Genomic DNA, 16,632 nt, shown 5'->3' on the forward strand with positions numbered 1-16,632 from the left:
GTGTTGCACCGTAGAAGCAAGCCGCGACACGCGCGCCGTATTCCTCCCTGCCCCTGGTCACCCGACAGGGCTACATTGTTCACCCGCTGTCACAGACGCCACGGGGACGAAAGAGGACTGACGGTGACAACCCCACCGCACCAGCCCGATCACCAGGGGCGCCTGGGCTATGCCCAGCACGGGCGGCCCGCGTTCGCCCCGCCGCGCCCGGAGGACGAGGGGAAGTCGCACTTCATCCCGCAGCAGCACAAGCGGAAGAAGAACCAGGCGCGGTTCACCGTCCCGCTCGTGGTGGTCGCGCTCGTCCTCGCAGGCTACTTCCTGTTCCGGGGGGACGCGCAGAAGGTCGAGGCTGGCGAGTGCGTCGCGCTGGCCGGGGGCGGCGCCGATCCGACCGTGTCCATCGTGACCTGCGAAGACGTGCGCGCCACGTACAAGGTGGCCAAGAAGCTCGACGACAGCGACGGGGCCTGCCCGCACGGCGACTACATCGAGTACTGGGAGCGCACCCGCCGAGCCGGTGGTCTCAAGCTCTGCCTGATGGCGAACGCGCGGGAAGGCGACTGCTTCGTGGTCACCGGCTCCGGGCAGGACACGGACCTGGTCAGAGCGCCGTGCTCACAGGAGGGCGCGATCCGCATCGTGAAGGCCCACGACGGCCTGTCCGACGGGAAGCTGTGCGGCAACCCGGACGCGGCGTGGACCTACAGCGAACCCGCCGTCACGTACTGCCTCGGCAAGCCGGACGCCGCCGCGTAGCCCTCCGGGCTCTGCTCCGAACTACCCCAATCGTCGGTGAGCCCTGGTGGTGGCCATCACAGTGTGCTGAGATCCGAAGCCATGTCACGTCGTGCCCTGCTCGTCGGTGCCCTCGCCACAGCCGCAGTACTGGTCGCTGGATGCACCGCTGGTGCAAGCGGCAGCTCCTCCAGCGCTCCCATCACGGGACTGCGCATCATGGCCCCCGCGAAACCGGGTGGCGGTTGGCACCAGACCGCGCAGAGCCTCCAGGACGTGCTGCAGCGCGACCGGCTCGCCACGTCTCCGGTGCAGGTCTACAACGTCGAGGGCGCCGGCGGTGTCAACGGCCTCAACCAGTTGGCTGGGGAGAAGGACGACAAGGTCCTCATGGTGATGGGCCAGGTCATGGTCGGCGGCATCATCAACGCGAACGCGCAGCGGACGCTGAAGGACAGCACCCCGATCGCGCGGCTGCTCGGCGAGAGCCTGGTGCTCGTGGTCCCGGCCACCACGGATTACCGCAACCTGGAGCAGTTCCTCTCCGAGTGGCGCCGCGACCCGAAGAAGATGGTGATCACCGGTGGTTCCGCGGGTGGGGCCGACCAGATCCTGGCCGGGCTGATCGCCGACCGCGTCGGCATCGACCCCGCGCAGATGAACTACGTGCCCAACAGCGGCGGCGGTGAGTCGATCACCAAGCTGCTCTCCGGCGAGGTCCAGGCCGGTATCTCCGGCGTCGGCGAGTACAAGGACCTGATCAAGTCCGGCAAGCTGCGCGCCATCGCGGTCTCCGGGCAGAAGCGCTCCAACCTGATCCCGGAGATCAAGACGCTGACCGAGCAGGGCATCGCGCTGAGCTACCTGAACTGGCGCGGTGTCGTCGCGCGGCCGGGGCTGTCGGACAGCGTGAAGCAGCAGTACATCGACATGATCAAGAAGATGCGGGACAGCCCGACCTGGCAGCAGGTCCTCAAGACCAACGACTGGGAGGACTCGTTCCTCACCGGTGACGAGTTCGCCAAGTTCATCGAGCAGGAGGACGGCACGGTGCGCAAGGCGCTCAAGGAGATCGGCGCCGTGAAGTGAGGGCCGGGTCCCGGCCGAGCGGAGAGCTGCTGCTGGTCCTCCTCCTCGCCGGACTGGGCGCCTACACGCTCGCCACCACCCCGTCGATCATGGTGCCGCCGATGGCGGAGAACGCCGGGCCGCGGCTGTTCCCGTACCTGATCGGCGGGCTGCTCGTCGGGGTCGCCGTGCTGCTGGGCGCGCAGGTCCTGCGCGGCCGGTCCGCCCCGCCCGAGGAGGGCGAGGACGTCGACCCGGACGGCCGCACCGACTGGCGGGCCGTGCTGCTGCTGATCGTGCTGTTCGCCGCGCACGCCGTGCTCATCGAGCCGATCGGCTGGCCGCTCGCCGCCGCGCTGCTGTTCTCCGGGGTCGCGATCGTGCTCGGGGCGCGGACCTGGTGGTTGATCGCGGTGAGCGCGCTCGTGCTGGCGGTCGGACTGTGGGCCGTCTTCGTGTTCGGTCTGGGCGCCTACCTCCCCGGCGGACCGTTGCAGGGGCTGGTGCATGGGCTCGCTTGATCTCCTCCTCGACGGTTTCGCGAGCGCGCTGAGCGCCCAGAACCTGCTCTTCGCCTTCATCGGCGTGCTGCTGGGCACCCTGGTCGGAGTGCTGCCGGGGATCGGCCCGGCGATGACGGTCGCCCTGCTGCTGCCGATCACGTTCACCGTGCCGCCCGCCGCCGCGCTGATCATGTTCGCCGGGATCTACTACGGCGGCATGTACGGCGGGTCGACCACGTCGATCCTGCTGAACACGCCGGGTGAGTCGGCGTCGGTCGTCACCGCGCTCGAGGGCAACAAGATGGCCAAGGCGGGCCGCGGCGCACAGGCGCTCGCGACCGCCGCGCTCGGTTCGTTCGTGGCGGGCACCATCGGCACGCTGCTGCTGTCGCTGGTCGCGGTCCCCGTCGCGACCTGGGCGACCTCGCTGACCTCGGCCGACTACTTCGCGCTGACCGCGCTGGCGTTCTGCACCGTCGCGGCGATGCTGGGCAACTCGCCGCTGCGCGGGGTGGCCTCGCTCGCGGTCGGCCTCTACCTCGGCCTGATCGGCATCGACAAGATCACCGGGCAGTCCCGCTTCGCGATGGGCATCGACGAGCTCAACCGGGGCATCCCGGTGGTGATCGCCGCGGTCGGCCTCTTCGCGGTGGGGGAGTCGATCTACGTGGCCTCGCGGCTGCGGCACGGCCCGGTGAACGTCATCCCGGTGAGCCGGACCTGGGGGCTGCCCAAGGCGGACCTGAAGCGCTCGTGGAAGCCGTGGCTGCGCGGCACGTTCATCGGCTTCCCGATCGGCGCCGTCCCGGCGGGCGGTGCCGACGTGACGACCTTCCTGTCGTACGCGACGGAGAAGAAGCTGGCGGGCAAGCGGGGCAACGAGTTCGGCAAGGGCGCCATCGAGGGCGTCGCCGGGCCCGAAGCCGCCAACAACGCCGCGGCGGCCGGGGTGCTCGTTCCGCTGCTCACGCTCGGCTTGCCCACCTCCGCCACGGCCGCGGTCATGCTCGCCGCGTTCACCAGCTACGGCATCCAGCCGGGGCCGCTGCTCTTCGACACCAAGCCGGAGCTGGTCTGGGCGCTGATCGCCTCGCTCTACCTGGGCAACGTGCTGCTGCTGGTGCTGAACCTGCCGCTGGCCGGGGTGTGGGTGAAGCTGCTGCGCATCCCGCGCCCCTACCTCTACGGCGGCATCCTGCTGTGCGCCTCGCTCGGCGCGTTCGCCTCCAGCCAGTCCGTCGCGGGCCTGCTCGTCCTCGTGGTGATCGGCGCGCTGGGGTTCGCCATGCGCCGCTACGGCTGGCCGATCGCGCCCGCGGTGCTGGGGCTGATCCTCGGCCCGGTCGCCGAGGAGAACCTGCGCAAGGCGTTGCAGATCAGCCAGGGCGATGCGGGCGCCTTGCTGTCGAGCACGTTTTCGAAGATCATGTTCACATTGGCGCTGTTGGCGATCTTTCTGCCGCTGATTCTGCGCAGGAGAACGCGAAGCGATTAACAAATATTAATTTCTGAATACGCCGAATATTCACTCCCGATGTGCGCTCATCGGGTGCTCTGTGCTGGGATGCGGCGAGCCGGTGCCGAACTTTCTCAATTCACCGTGAAAAGTTCACGCCTGCACAAGATCACGTACCAGCTAAGGAAGCCGCCCCGTGACACGACGCCGCCCGTTCCTTGTCGCCCCACTACTCCTCGCCGCCAGCCTCATCGCGGGCTGCACCAGCTCCTCCGCCTCGGGGGACGATTCCATCGACGGCCTGCGGATCATGGTCCCGGCCAAGCCCGGGGGCGGCTGGCACCAGACCGCGCAGGCCCTGCAGGACGTGCTGCAGCGAGAAAAACTCGCGACCGGCGTCCAGGTTTTCAATCTGGAGGGTCCCGGCGGCGTCGCCGGGCTGAACAAGCTCGTCGGCGAAAAGGACGACGAACTGCTCATGCAGATGGGCAAGGTGATGGTCGCGGGCATCATCAACAACAAGTCCGAGAAGACGCTCAAGGACACCACCCCGATCGCCCGCCTCACCGGTGAGAGCCTGGCGCTGGTGGTGCCCGCCGACACCCCCTTCCGCAATCTCGAGCAGTTCCTCACGCACTGGCGCGGTGACCCCAAGGGCACCGTGATCACCGGCGGCTACGTCGCCGACGTCGACCACATCCTGGCCGGGCTGATCGCCGACCGCGTCGGCATCGACCCCGCGCAGCTGACCTACCTGCCCAACGCGGGCGGTGGCGAGTCGGTCGCCCGGTTGCTCTCCGGCGAGGCCAAGGCGGGCATCTCCGGCATCACCGAGTACTCCGAGCACATCAAGGCGGGCAAGCTGCGGGCGATCGCCGTGTCCGGTGCCCATCGCTCCAAGCTGCTCCCCGAGGTCAAGACGCTGACGGAACAGGGCATGGGGCTGACCTACCTGAACTGGCGCGGAGTGGTCGCGCGCCCCGGACTCAGCGAGCAGGCCAAGCAGCGGCTGGTCAACGCGGTGACCAAGATGCACTCCTCGCCCGCGTGGAAGCAGACGCTCAAGGCCAAGGACTGGGACGACGCGTTCCTGGTCGGCCCCGAGTTCACCAGCTACATCGAGACCGAGGATGCTGCCGCGAGGAAGGTGCTCCGAGAGATCGGTCTGGTGAACTAGCTTGGTGCCAAAGCACTTCAGCGGCGAGCTGCTGCTCGCTGTTCTGCTCGCGGCCGCGGGCGGCTACGTCCTCGTGCGGACCCCGGCCATCGTGGTGCCGCCCAGCGCCGCGGTGGCCGGGCCGCGGCTGTTCCCGTACCTGGTCGGCGGCCTGCTGGTGCTGATCGCGGTCCTGCTCGCCGTGCAGGTCCTGCGCGGCAGGGCGGCCCCGCCCGAGGAGGGTGAGGACGTCGACCCGAGCCGCCGGACCGACTGGCGGGCGATGCTCGTGGTGATCGTGCTCTTCGCGGCGCACGCGCTGCTGATCGAGCCGATCGGCTGGCCGCTCGCGGCGACGGTGCTCTTCGCGGGCACCGCGGCCGCGCTCGGCGCCCGTCGCTGGCCGGTCATCCTGGTCAGCTCGTTCGCGCTGGCCATCGGCCTGTGGGCGGTGTTCGTCTTCGGCCTCGGCGCCTACCTGCCCGGCGGTCCCTTCCAGATGTGGACGTGAGGCGTGAACTCCTTCGACTACCTCATGCAGGGCTTCGCCTCGGCCCTGACGCCGCAGAGCCTGATGTTCGCGCTGCTCGGCGTGCTGCTGGGCACCCTGGTCGGCGTCCTGCCGGGGATCGGCCCCGCGATGACCGTCGCGCTGCTGCTGCCGATCACCTTCTCGGTGCCCGCGACCTCGGCGTTCATCCTGTTCGCCGGGGTCTTCTACGGCGGCATGTACGGCGGGTCGACCACGTCGATCCTGCTGAACACCCCCGGTGAGTCGGCGTCGATCATCACCGCGCTCGAAGGCAACAAGATGGCCAAGCTCGGCCGAGGGGCGCAGGCGCTGGCCACCGCGGCGATCGGCTCGTTCGTCGCGGGCACCATCGGCACCGTGCTGCTGGCCCTGCTCGCGCCGGTGATGGCGGACTGGGCGGTGACGCTGACCTCGGCCGACTACTTCGCGCTGGTGGTGCTGGCCTTCTGCACCGTCTCCGCGATGCTCGGCGCCTCACCGCTGCGCGGGGTGGCGTCGCTGACGGTCGGGCTGGCGCTCGGGCTGATCGGGCTGGACTCGGTCTCCGGCCAGCCGCGGTTCACCTTCGGCCTGTTCGAGCTGGCCAACGGGGTCGACGTGGTGATCGCCGCGGTCGGCATGTTCGCGGTCGGGGAGACGCTGTACGTGGCGTCCCGGATGCGGCACGCGCCACCGAAGCTGGTGCCGGTGAACCGGACGTGGTGGCTGCCGAAGGAGGACCTGAAGCGGTCCTGGAAGCCGTGGCTGCGCGGCACGTTCATCGGCTTCCCGCTCGGCGTGATGCCCGCGGGCGGCCCGGTGGTGACGACCTTCCTCTCCTACGCGGTGGAGAAGAAGCTGTCGAAGCACCCGGAGGAGTTCGGCAAGGGCGCCATCGAGGGCGTCGCCGGTCCGGAGGCGGCCAACAACGCCGCGGTCGCGGGCGTGCTGGTGCCGCTGCTCACGCTCGGCCTGCCCACCTCGGCGACCGCGGCGATCATGCTGTCGGCCTTCGGCAGCTACGGCATCCAGCCGGGACCGCTGCTCTTCGAGATGCAGCCCGAGCTGGTCTGGACGCTGATCGCCTCGCTGTGCATCGGCAACGTGATGCTGCTGGTGCTGAACCTGCCGCTGGCCGGGATCTGGGTGAAGGTCCTGCAGATCCCGCGTCCTTATCTCTACGCGGGCATCCTCGTGTGCGCCTCGCTCGGCGCCTACGCGTCCAGCCAGTCCTGGCAGGGGCTGCTCGTCCTGCTCGGCATCGGCATGCTCAGCTACGCCATGCGCCGCTACGGCTGGCCGGTGGTGCCCGCGGTCGTCGGCCTGATCCTGGGGCCGATCGCCGAGGACAACCTGCGCAAGACGCTGCTGGTCAGCCAGGGCGATCCGGCCGCGCTCGTCGGTACGCCGTTCGCGCAAGCGATGCTCGCGCTGGCGCTGCTCGCGATCACCGTTCCGCTGATCATGAAGACCCGGGCGCGGCGACGCCTTCCCGGACAGCGCGCGGCCGGTTGACGCGCACGAGGGGCGCCCCATGCCCCTGGGGCGCCCCTCTCAGGGGACAACCAGAACTCCTGAAGACGTTCCTTCTATATAAAGGTCTAGGAAACCCTCGCCGGAGGCAGCAGCTGCTGCACGTCCAGGCGGCTGGTCAGCAGCTGCGAGGTCTCCATCATGTCGGCGACCCGCTGCAGCCGGACCGGGTTGATCGACATCGGGTAGGTGCCCACCGAGACGAGGCCCGCGGCCTGCGCGTCGACCTCGGCGTACTCGGTCAGCACCTCCTGCACGGCGAGCTTGTTGGTCCCGAGCTCCTGCGCCTTCTCCAGCACGTTGCGGAATGCAGCGAGGGTCTTCGGGTAGGAGTCGGCGAACTTCTTGCTCGCCGCGTAGCCGGACATCGGGAAGTCGAGGGTGTAGCCGCGGGCGGTGTCGGTCAGCACCCGTGCGCCCATCGAGCGCTGGGCTTTCGTGATCCAGGGCTCGACCATCCAGGCCGCGTCCACCGACTTGTTCCTCAGCGCGTCGGCCATGTCGGCGAACGCGATCGGCGACCACTTGATGTTGTCTTTTTTGACATTTGCGGTCTGCAAAACGCTCTCGGTGGTCAGCGTGCCGAGGTCGTCCTTTCGGTTCACCGCGATTTTCGGCTTTTGAATCTCGCCGGGGTTGTCGTAGTCGGAATCGGCCAGCGTGACCAGCGCCATGGTGTTGCGCGCCGCCTGGTAGGCCTCGCCCTGGAGCTGGAGTTCCTTGCCGGAGTGCACGGCGCGCAACAGGGTGACGTGGCTGGCGAAGGCGATGTCGAGGGTCTGGCTCTCCAGCTGCTGCACCGCGGAGTTGTCGTCGTTGACCACGATCAGCTCGACCTGCAGGCCCGCCGCGGAGAACAGTTTTTCGTTGCGGGCCAGGTAGAGCGGGGCGACGTCGACGCTGGGCAGCACGCCGATGCGCAGCGTGCCGCGCTCCGGCTTCGGCGCCGCGGCCTCCTCCGTGCTGGTGAACAGCCCGCAGCCGCTGACGCTGGCCAGCACGACCGCGCTGGCCAGCAGCGCGGACGCGCGCCGGAAGGCTCGGATCGTCATGCCGACTCCTCGTTCGTTGATCAACTCACGGTGACATGCCATCGAAGGCGTGGCGATGCTATCCACCCACATGAGGGAATAGAGTCACAACTTCGGACACTGTCCGCTGTCTCATCTTCCCGTTCGCTGGTCCGTACCACTACGCTCCCCTGCCTAGCGACCCGTGGCCCGGAGCAGGGGAAGTCCGCTGCTCAGCGCTGGTGAGGCTGGCGTTGGCGGCCGGGACTGTGCTGCAATGCGGCCCGCATTCGCAAGTCCGACCTCGGTCCGGGGAGGGATCGAGTTACTGCTGCCGGAAGAGGAAGCCCAGGGTGGCGCGTCGAGAGAGAGGTCCCAGCCGGACCGGTGAAGGGGAAGCCCTTCTTGCCGAAAACCCCGAAACGGGTGACGGGACGGCTGCGAAGCGTGACGGAGACGAGGCGGGTACCAGCGCCGCCGCGTCGGCCGTGACGCCGGTGACCGACACCGAACAGGACCCGCCCGCCTCGCGGTGGCGGCTGCGGAACTGGCGGCTGCGCACGAAGCTGCTCGCGGTCCTGCTCATCCCCACCGCCGCGGCCCTCGCGCTCGGCGGGCTGCGGGTGACCACCGACCTCGCCGCCGCGACCAAGCTGGAGCAGCTGGCCAACCAGGTCCGGCTCAGCGGCACGATCTCGGTCCTGGTGCACAACCTCCAGCGCGAACGCGACCTGACCGTGCGCTACGTCTCCAGCGGGCGCAGCGGCGACCAGGTCGTGATGGAGCGGCAGCGCAAGCGCGTCGTCGACTCGGTCGACGAGTTCCGCAAGCAGGTCAAGGAACTGGGGCCGGAACTGGCCCCCGGCAACGCGGCCACCTACGACAAGGCCGCCCAGCAGCTCGACCGGCTCACCAAGCTCCGCCTCGCGGTCAACGGCCAGGACTCCCGCTACCCCGAGGAAGCGCTGCTGCGCTCCTACAGCGAGTCCATCGACGAGCTGCTCTCGCTGACCGAGCTCGGCCTCGCCCAGACCGACAACCCGGCGCTGATGAACCTGCAGGCCACCGTGCTGTCGGCGGCCAGGGTGAAGGAGCAGACCTCGCGCAAGCGGGCGATCCTGCTCGACGCGCTGCAGCAGAAGAAGTTCGCGCCGGGCCAGCTGCGCCAGCTGCTCGCCGTCGACGCCGAGCTGCAGGCCGCGCGCAACGACTTCCGCAAGGCGGCCACCTCCGAGCAGCGCAGGCTCTTCGACGACATGGTGACCGGCTTCATCGTCGACGTCGCCAACAACATCGAGGAATCGGCGCTGCAGAACGCCGAGTCCGGACAGGCGCTCGCCGCCACCCCCGAGCAGTGGGACGTCGCGGCGACCCTGACCGTGAACCTGATCTACGACGTCGAGTCCAAGCTGCTCGAGCAGCTGCGCGACGACAGCTCCAGCCTGGCCACCACGGCCAGCACCAACGCCGTCCGCGACTCCGCGCTCGTGCTCGGCGCCCTGGCCCTCGCGGTGATCCTGGCGCTGTTCGTCGCCCGGTCCCTGCTGCGCCCGCTCCGCGTGCTGCGCAAGACCGCGCTCGCCGTCGCCGACCACCAGCTGCCGGACGCGGTGGAGAAGATCCTCGCCGCGCCGAACCCGACCGAGGCGTCCAAGATCGCCGTCGCGCCGGTGCCGGTGCACACCACCGAGGAGATCGGCCAGGTGGCCCGGTCCTTCGACGCGGTGCACGGCGAGGCCGTCCGGCTGGCCGCCGAGCAGGCGATCCTGCGCGACAACGTCAACGCGATGTTCGTCAACCTCTCCCGCCGCAGCCAGGCGCTGGTGGAGCGGCAGCTGAACCTGATCGACCGGCTGGAGCAGGACGAGCAGGACCCCGACCAGCTGTCCAACCTCTTCGAGCTGGACCACCTGGCCACCCGGATGCGCCGCAACAGCGAGAACCTGCTGGTGCTCTCCGGCAACGACCTCACCCGCAGGCTCACCAAGCCGGTGCCGATCTCCGATGTCATCGGCGCCGCGGTCTCCGAGGTCGAGCAGTACGCCAGGGTCCAGGTCGGCCAGGCCCCGGACCTGGCGATCCAGGGCCGCGCGGTGAACGACCTGGTGCACCTGGTCGCCGAGCTGCTGGACAACGCGACCGCGTTCTCCGACCCGCAGACCAAGGTCGTCGTGCGGACCGCGCGGACCCGCAAGGGCGAGCTCGCGGTGGAGATCTCCGACCGCGGGGTCGGCATGCCCGACGTCGAGATCCGCGAGGCCAACCAGCGGCTGGCCGAGCCGCCGGACGTCGACGTCGCCGTGTCCCGCCGGATGGGCCTGTTCGTGGTCGGCAGGCTGGCCAAGCGGCACCAGGTCCAGGTCAAGCTGCGCTCCAACGAGGACATCGAGGGCGGCACCACCGCGCTCGTGGTGATCCCCGCCGACCTGGTGCAGCCGGTCCCGCCGCGCACCACCACCCTCGGCGGTCCGGTCACCGGCACCGTGACCGGCACCGTCGCCCCGGTCGGCCAGCCGAGCATGCCCAGCTCGCCCAGCCAGGTGAGCCAGCCCAGCAGGCCCGCGCCGGAGTTCCAGACGAACTCGCTGTTCGTGCACACCCCGGCCGAGACCAGCCAGGCGTCGGCGTCGAGCTACCCGAGCGCCACCGGCACCGGCACCGGCGCCCCGCCGCTGACGGTCGGCGACGTCACCCGGGCGCTCGCCGAGGCCGACCGCGTAGAAGAGACAGGCGAACAGGACGACCGGGAACCGGCCCAGCCGCTGGGACTGGACGTGCAGGTGGTCGCGGCCGGGGGCGAGCTGGACCCGGCCAAGCCGCCCGCGCTGCCGGTCGACGAGCAGCCCGCCGTGCGCTACGAGGACGAGCGGCCCGACCAGAACGGCCAGTTCTCCGGCTCCTGCGACGCCGCGCCGGTCGACGGTCCCGCCAAGCCCGCCTTCAACGGCACCAGGCCGAGGGAGATCCCCCGCGACGACGCGCCGACCGAGCGGTTGCCGATATACGAGGAGATCCTCTCCCAGTGGTTCCAGGCGGCCGAGCCCGAGCAGGCCGCGCCCGCCAGGGAGATGCCGCTCGGCGAGCCCGCGCTCAGCGCCACCGTCGACGAGCCGCTGGTGCCGCAGGCCCCGGCCAAGCCGGAACCCCCGCAGCCGCAGCAGCAGCCGAAGCAGGGCGCGCTGCCCAAGCGGCAGCGGGCCGTCCGGTCCGCCCCGGCGGACAAGCCCGCCGCTCCCACCGCCCAGGAGACGACCTCGACCCGGCTGCCGCAGTCGGTCTGGCAGTCGCCGGGTGACGAGGGCTGGGAGGCGGCCAACTCGCTGCTGAACAACCCGGTCAGCCAGGGCACCACCTCGGCGGGCCTGCCGAAGCGGGTGCCGAAGGCCCAGCTGGTCCCGGGTTCCGCCGCGCCCCGCCCGCAGGCCCAGGCGAGCGCTCCGGCGGCCCGGGCCCCGCAGACTTCTCGCACGCCGGACAACGTCCGTGGCAGGATGTCGAGTTTCCAGCAGGGTCTGCGTCGCGGCAGGCATGCCAGGATTGACACCTTGGCCGCCGATCGCGGCCAGTCGGAACAGTCCGGCCCAGGTCACGGCCGTCAGGACGAGGAGCAGTAGTGAACGAGTCGGTCCAGCAGCCTGGCACGTTCGGTTGGTTGATCACCGACTTCGTGCGCAGGGTCCCCGGTGTCGCGCACGCGGTGGTGGTCTCGGCCGACGGCCTGCTGCTCGCCGCGTCCCAGGGGCTGCCGCGCGATCGCGGGGAACAGCTCGCCGCGGTGTCGTCCGGTTTGGTCAGCCTCACCCAGGGAGCGGCACGGTGTTTCGAGGCAGGCAACGTCGCCCAGACAGTGGTGGAGATGGAGCGGGGTTACCTGTTCCTCATGTCGATCAGCAACGGCGCCTGCCTGTCCGTGCTGGCGGCCCCGAACTGCGACATCGGCCTGATCGCCTACGAGATGACCCTGCTCGTGGACCGGGTCGGCCAACAGCTGACGCCGGAGCTGCGGGCGCAGCTGCAGGGCGTCGTGCGCAGGTAAGTGAAGAGCCGGGCGGGGTGAGCTCGCGATGACGACGGGACCCGGATTCTCCAGTGACCGCTTCGACTACCGGGAGTGGGCGCTGGGTGGATTCCGCTACGACGAACCCGAGGACGAGCGCGAGACCGCCGGTGCGGTGCCGCAGGAGCCCCCGTTGATGTCGCCGCGCGACGGCTTCGGCGGTACCGGCCTGTTCGGCGGGCCGGGCGCCGACCTGTTCGGCGGGGGCAGGGTGGATGAGTCCCCGATCCCGGCCGTCCCCGCGCAGCAGGTGGTGAACGAGCCCGACCCGTTCACCGAGTCCGGTTCGCTGGTCCGGCCCTACACCAGGACCGGAGGGCGCACGCGGCCCGACTACGACCTGGCCATCGAGGCGCTGATCTCCACCAGCGAGCGCGGCCGGGAACGGGACGCGGCCGTGCTGCCGGAGCACCGGTCGATCTGCGGGCTCTGCCTGGAGACCCGATCGGTTGCAGAAGTCGCCGCGCACTTGCGTTTGCCACTGGGCGTGGTACGCGTATTGATCGGTGACATGGCGGGCCTCGGCCTCGTCATGATCCACCAGAGCGGCTTGGTCATGGGGGACCGGCCGTCCCTTGCGTTCCTCGAAAGGGTGCTCAGTGGCCTCCGCAGGCTCTAACCCGCACGTCCCGGACACCCGGCAGGCCACGACCTCGGCGAAGATCGTCGTCGCGGGTGGCTTCGGTGTGGGGAAGACGACGTTCGTCGGCTCGGTCTCGGAGATCGTTCCGCTGACAACCGAAGCCGTGATGACCGAGGCCAGCGTCGGGGTCGACGACCTCTCGGCGACGCCGAACAAGGTCACCACCACGGTGGCGATGGACTTCGGCCGTGTCTCGCTGGACCAGGACCTGATCCTGTACCTGTTCGGCACGCCCGGCCAGCACCGGTTCTGGTTCATGTGGGACGACCTGGTCCGCGGCGCCATCGGCGCGGTGGTGCTGGTCGACACCCGCAGGCTGGCCGACGCCTTCGCCTCCATCGACTTCTTCGACGACCGGCAGCTGCCCTACATCGTGGCGCTCAACTGCTTCGACGGCATGCTGCACCACCGCATCGAGGACGTCCGCGACGCGCTCACGATCGACGACTCCATTCCGATCGTCACCTGCGACGCCCGCACCAAGGAGTCCACCAAGCACGCGCTGATCACCCTGGTCGAGCACGCCATGCGGCAGTGGATGACCGTGGGCGCCTGAGGCCCCTACGCGCAAAGCGGGAGCCCCGGTCGATGACCGGGGCTCCCGCTTCGTTCAGGGTGCTGCGTGATCAGCCGATGCCCGCGCAGGCGCTCAGGCCCTTGATGGACGGCTTGATCATCAGGACGCCGAGCACGCCACCGCCGCCGACCTTGACGGCCGGGTTCGCGGAGGCGGAGGCACCGATGCTCGGGGCGCTGACGCACGCGCCGAGCTTGTCGAGCTTGACGCTCGCCTTCAGGTCGACCTTGGCGGCGACCTTCGCGGCCAGCTTGACCTTCAGGTCCGCCGCGGAGACGCGGACACCGGCAGCGGCGTCCACCTTCGCGCCCGCCGCGACGGCGACGGCCTTCGGGGCGGCGGAGCGGCCCGCACCGACGCCGACACCGACGCCCGCGTCGGCGTCGACCTTGGCGCCGATGCCGATGCCGATGCCGACCTTGATCGGCAGCTTGACCTTGACGCCGATGCCGACGCCCGCGCCGACCTTGACACCGGCGCCGACCTTGACGCCCGCACCGACGCCAGCGCCGATGCCGACCTTGATCGGGCCGCCGACCTTGACGCCGATGCCGACGTTCACCGGGGCCTTGACCCCGACGCCGACCTTCACCGCGCCACCGATGTTGGCGCCGATGCCGACCTTGACCGGGAGCTTGACCCCGACGCCGACGTTCGCGCCGACCTTCGCGTCAACGTCGGCGTCCACCGTGGCGGCGCCGGCGTAACCCGCGGACATGAAGAAGACCGACATGGCTACCGCCGCGGTCACCGTTGCGAATCTCCGCGCCAACCTGCTGATGGGCATTTTCGGGGTTCCTCCTAGATGTGGCCGGGCCACGACGGGCCGGCCAGGCACTGTCCGATTCCGGCGTGCGGCACCCGTGTGGGGCGAGTGGACGCAGCCACTCACCACGTTAGGGCTGAACGGCACATCACAACGGGTACAGACCGACCACAATGGAGGGACGTGGGGCAAGTACCCGGTTGTGCCAGCTAATCGCATGAATGACACGTATTAAGTCCACTGTGGACACTGTCGGAGCGTTGATAACTAGAGAAGTTTCGGCCCGCGCGTGGTCACTCCAAAGTGGACGATGATCACTGAGATGCCCATCGGCCCTCGACTCGGCCCTCGACTCAGTCCTCGACGACGGCCGTCGAGGTGATGCGGTGCAGGGGGAACCGGCACACCATTCCGACCACGGCGTCGAAGGCTTCGAGCACGCCGCCCGCCACGCTCACCGGCGTGACGATCTGCTGGCTCGCGGTGCCGTGCGAGTCCACGACGCCGATCCAGACGCTCCGGCCGGAGTCCGCGGCCTCCTGGAGCAAGGCCATGGTGGCCGCGGTCCCCAGTACCGAGGTGGAGACCGCCGCGCCGCGCGGCACGTCCGCCGCCCGGTCGCCCGCCCGGATCTGCCGCACCACCGACGCCAGCTGCTCGACGCTCGGGCGAGCGGGCGAGAACAGCCGCTTGCTGCCCTGCGGACGACCGGGGATGCGGTGCCCCGCCGGGCGCAGGTCCACGACGGCGCCGTCCGGGCCCTCGGCGGCGGGCGCGTAGCCGCTCTCCCGCAGGCCGTCGAGCACGTCGATCAACGCGAGCGGACTGATCAGCACGGTCGGCGCGATCCGGCGCAGCTCCAGCCGCGCGATGTCCGCGTTGGCCAGGACCTCGGCGATCAGCGCGGGATCGTCGCACCGCAGGAAGGAGCCGGCGGGCCCGCCGCGCAGCTGCCCGTGCTTCCTGGCGATGTCGTCGATCAGGTAGCTCAGCGACTGCGGGATCGGCGTCCGCGAGCGCTTCGCGAACAGCTCGTGCAGCTCCGCCGCGGAGCGCCCGGCGTCGAGCGCGCGCCGCACCGTCCTGTCGGTGATCCGGTAGACGGTCGCGCCGCCCGCCGACTCCACGTCCGCGGCCAAGGCGATGTCCGCGGCCAGCTCGGGTTCGAGCCTGCCCGGCGCCACCACGGTCAGGTCCGCCTGCACGAGCACGTGGTCGATCGGCTCGGGCAGCGAGTCCAGCATCCGCTTGGCCGCCTCGCCGGGCCCCTCGTTGAGCAGCGCGGCCCCGGCCGTCGACAGGCCACCGAGCGCGACGACGCCCAGCGCGGTCGCCTCCTCGACGATCCAGCGCACGAGGTCGTCGCGCATCCGTCCGCCCCGCGCGGGCGCCCGCCACGCCAGGGCGGCGACGAGCTGTTCGACATCGCCGACGCACGAGCCCTGCGGCAGCTCCGCGAGGACGCCTAGCACCCGGTGCCGTTCGCGCACCGCGCTCGGGCGGCGCAGCTCGTTGGACAGCGGGTTGAGCAGCTTGTCCCGTTCGTCCCGGCGGCCGGCCAGCGCGGGCAGCCGCGAAAGCTCCAGCCAGCTCACCGCCAGCGTCGCCCACTGCTGGTCCGGAGCGGCGGCGAGGTACGAGTCGGCGTGCGTGGTCGGGACCCACTCCGGCTCGCCGCCGCCGCTGTTGTCGATGATCGCGGCGTCGAGCGCGAGCTCCGCGAGCAGGATCGCCCGCGACTCCTCGACCTCCAGCTCCTTCGCCAGCCTGCGCAGGTCCCGCACGCCGAGCCCGCCGGAGCGCAGCACGCCGGGCGGCTCCACGGACCAGAGCGCGATCAGGCCCTCCATGTGCCGGAGCAGTTCGAGCGCGGCACCAGCGGCCGTGGAGTCCACAGTGGACACACCGCGCGCGGAGACGGTCAGCTCCGGTTGCGTCACCTGAACCTGGCCCATCGGCCGGTCCCCGCGCAGCAGCAGGCCGAGTTGGCGGGGCAGCTCCACCGTCTCGTTGTCCCGGCGCAGCAGCAGGCCGCGGGCCATGAGGCTCTGCACCGGGCTCTCTGCGCGCTCCAGCGGCACGACCCGCCCGGCGTCCTTCGTGCGACCGATCGGCGGGCCGGCGGCCAGCGTCTCCAGCAGCCTGCGCTCGGCCGGGTCCAGCTCGTCGAGCAGCCCGGGCAGGTCCAGCTCGTCCAGCTGCGGCGCGGGCCTGCCGAGGTTGCCGGGGAACTGCGAGGTGATCTCCGTCGCGGCGGGCACCACGCTGATCGCGGTGTCGGGCCCCCACGCCACGGCCAGCTCGCGCAGCGCGCGCACGGCCTCCTTCGTCCGCGCCGCGGGCACGCCCCTGCCCATCAACCGGTTGATCCTGGCCAACGGCTGCGGGTCGAGTTCGGCCCCGGCGATCACCAACGCGTCCAGCACGCTGCGGGTGAAGGCGTCCAGGTCCTCGCACGCGCGCACGACCGACGCGCGCATGCCCGCTCTGGTCGCCAGCACGCCGGTGTCGGGAGGGGGAGGGGTCGCCAGGTCCGGGCGCGCCCGCAGCAGTTCGACGAGAGCCAGCTCGTCCTGCGCGCGCAGCCAGTCGACGAGAGAGTGACCGGACATCC

General features: G+C 70.4%; 14 protein-coding genes. 11 read left to right on the forward strand and 3 right to left on the reverse strand.

Annotated features, from left to right (window positions below):
• Positions 1 to 123: 123 nt before the first annotated feature.
• The 7 genes from NLX83_RS12470 (at position 124) to NLX83_RS12500 (ending at position 6,947) form a co-directional block, all read left to right on the forward strand.
• Complete coding sequence (locus NLX83_RS12470; protein WP_254234989.1) at positions 124 to 759, forward strand: LppU/SCO3897 family protein; 636 nt, start codon at positions 124 to 126, stop codon at positions 757 to 759.
• 198 nt (positions 760 to 957) lie between these two features.
• Positions 958 to 1,827, forward strand: a complete 870-nt coding sequence (locus NLX83_RS12475; protein ID WP_254234990.1) for a Bug family tripartite tricarboxylate transporter substrate binding protein — start codon at positions 958 to 960, stop codon at positions 1,825 to 1,827.
• Positions 1,824 to 2,327, forward strand: a complete 504-nt coding sequence (locus tag NLX83_RS12480; protein WP_254234991.1) for a tripartite tricarboxylate transporter TctB family protein — start codon at positions 1,824 to 1,826, stop codon at positions 2,325 to 2,327. Before NLX83_RS12475 ends, NLX83_RS12480 begins: the two co-directional genes overlap by 4 nt.
• Positions 2,314 to 3,804: a tripartite tricarboxylate transporter permease gene (locus tag NLX83_RS12485; protein WP_254234992.1), complete on the forward strand. Its 1,491-nt coding sequence runs from the start codon at positions 2,314 to 2,316 to the stop codon at positions 3,802 to 3,804. Before NLX83_RS12480 ends, NLX83_RS12485 begins: the two co-directional genes overlap by 14 nt.
• Before the next feature lie 157 nt (positions 3,805 to 3,961).
• A complete protein-coding gene (locus NLX83_RS12490; RefSeq protein WP_254234993.1) occupies positions 3,962 to 4,942 on the forward strand; it encodes a Bug family tripartite tricarboxylate transporter substrate binding protein in 981 nt (326 codons plus the stop codon).
• Positions 4,943 to 4,946: 4 nt separating this feature from the next.
• The gene (locus tag NLX83_RS12495) at positions 4,947 to 5,432 is read left to right on the forward strand and encodes a tripartite tricarboxylate transporter TctB family protein (RefSeq protein WP_254234994.1); all 486 of its coding nucleotides are present in this window, start codon (positions 4,947 to 4,949) and stop codon (positions 5,430 to 5,432) included.
• A gap of 3 nt (positions 5,433 to 5,435) precedes the next feature.
• A complete protein-coding gene (locus tag NLX83_RS12500; RefSeq protein ID WP_374118732.1) occupies positions 5,436 to 6,947 on the forward strand; it encodes a tripartite tricarboxylate transporter permease in 1,512 nt (503 codons plus the stop codon).
• An 86-nt stretch (positions 6,948 to 7,033) separates the two neighbouring features.
• Here the strand turns inward: NLX83_RS12500 and NLX83_RS12505 are convergent, their stop codons facing one another.
• The gene (locus NLX83_RS12505; protein WP_254234995.1) at positions 7,034 to 8,017 is read right to left on the reverse strand and encodes an ABC transporter substrate-binding protein; all 984 of its coding nucleotides are present in this window, start codon (positions 8,015 to 8,017) and stop codon (positions 7,034 to 7,036) included.
• A 455-nt stretch (positions 8,018 to 8,472) separates the two neighbouring features.
• Between NLX83_RS12505 and NLX83_RS12510 the strand changes: the two genes are divergently transcribed.
• The 4 genes from NLX83_RS12510 to NLX83_RS12525 are packed head-to-tail and all read left to right on the forward strand — an operon-like array spanning position 8,473 to position 13,231.
• Entirely contained in the window at positions 8,473 to 11,589 is a 3,117-nt protein-coding gene (locus NLX83_RS12510) for a sensor histidine kinase (protein WP_254234996.1), read from the forward strand.
• Entirely contained in the window at positions 11,589 to 12,011 is a 423-nt protein-coding gene (locus NLX83_RS12515) for a roadblock/LC7 domain-containing protein (RefSeq protein WP_254234997.1), read from the forward strand. Before NLX83_RS12510 ends, NLX83_RS12515 begins: the two co-directional genes overlap by 1 nt.
• 28 nt (positions 12,012 to 12,039) lie before the next feature.
• On the forward strand, positions 12,040 to 12,651 hold the full coding sequence (locus tag NLX83_RS12520; RefSeq protein WP_254234998.1) for a DUF742 domain-containing protein: 612 nt from the start codon (positions 12,040 to 12,042) through the stop codon (positions 12,649 to 12,651).
• Positions 12,632 to 13,231 carry a GTP-binding protein gene (locus NLX83_RS12525; RefSeq protein WP_254234999.1) on the forward strand — a complete coding sequence of 200 codons (600 nt, stop codon included), beginning with the start codon at positions 12,632 to 12,634 and terminating at the stop codon, positions 13,229 to 13,231. The genes NLX83_RS12520 and NLX83_RS12525 overlap by 20 nt, the downstream gene beginning before the upstream one ends.
• A gap of 70 nt (positions 13,232 to 13,301) precedes the next feature.
• Here NLX83_RS12525 and NLX83_RS12530 read toward each other — a convergent pair whose 3' ends face one another.
• Positions 13,302 to 14,003, reverse strand: coding sequence for a hypothetical protein (locus NLX83_RS12530; protein ID WP_254235000.1), 702 nt, complete (start codon positions 14,001 to 14,003; stop codon positions 13,302 to 13,304).
• Between the two features lie 368 nt (positions 14,004 to 14,371).
• Positions 14,372 to 16,630, reverse strand: a complete 2,259-nt coding sequence (locus tag NLX83_RS12535) for a helicase-associated domain-containing protein (RefSeq protein WP_254235001.1) — start codon at positions 16,628 to 16,630, stop codon at positions 14,372 to 14,374.
• Between the last annotated feature and the right edge of the window lie 2 nt (positions 16,631 to 16,632).

It is taken from the genome of Allokutzneria sp. A3M-2-11 16, assembly GCF_024213555.1.
Classification (GTDB): Bacteria; Actinomycetota; Actinomycetes; order Mycobacteriales; family Pseudonocardiaceae; genus Allokutzneria.

Excerpts from the sequence above, each read along its gene's own strand:
- NLX83_RS12485 (WP_254234992.1), top strand. The coding sequence starts at position 2,314 with ATGGGCTCGCTTGATCTCCTCCTCGACGGTTTCGCGAGCGCGCTGAGC.
- NLX83_RS12520 (WP_254234998.1), top strand. The coding sequence starts at position 12,040 with ATGACGACGGGACCCGGATTCTCCAGTGACCGCTTCGACTACCGGGAG.
- NLX83_RS12535 (WP_254235001.1), bottom strand. The coding sequence starts at position 16,630 with ATGTCCGGTCACTCTCTCGTCGACTGGCTGCGCGCGCAGGACGAGCTG.
- NLX83_RS12505 (WP_254234995.1), bottom strand. The coding sequence starts at position 8,017 with ATGACGATCCGAGCCTTCCGGCGCGCGTCCGCGCTGCTGGCCAGCGCG.
- NLX83_RS12475 (WP_254234990.1), top strand. The coding sequence starts at position 958 with ATGGCCCCCGCGAAACCGGGTGGCGGTTGGCACCAGACCGCGCAGAGC.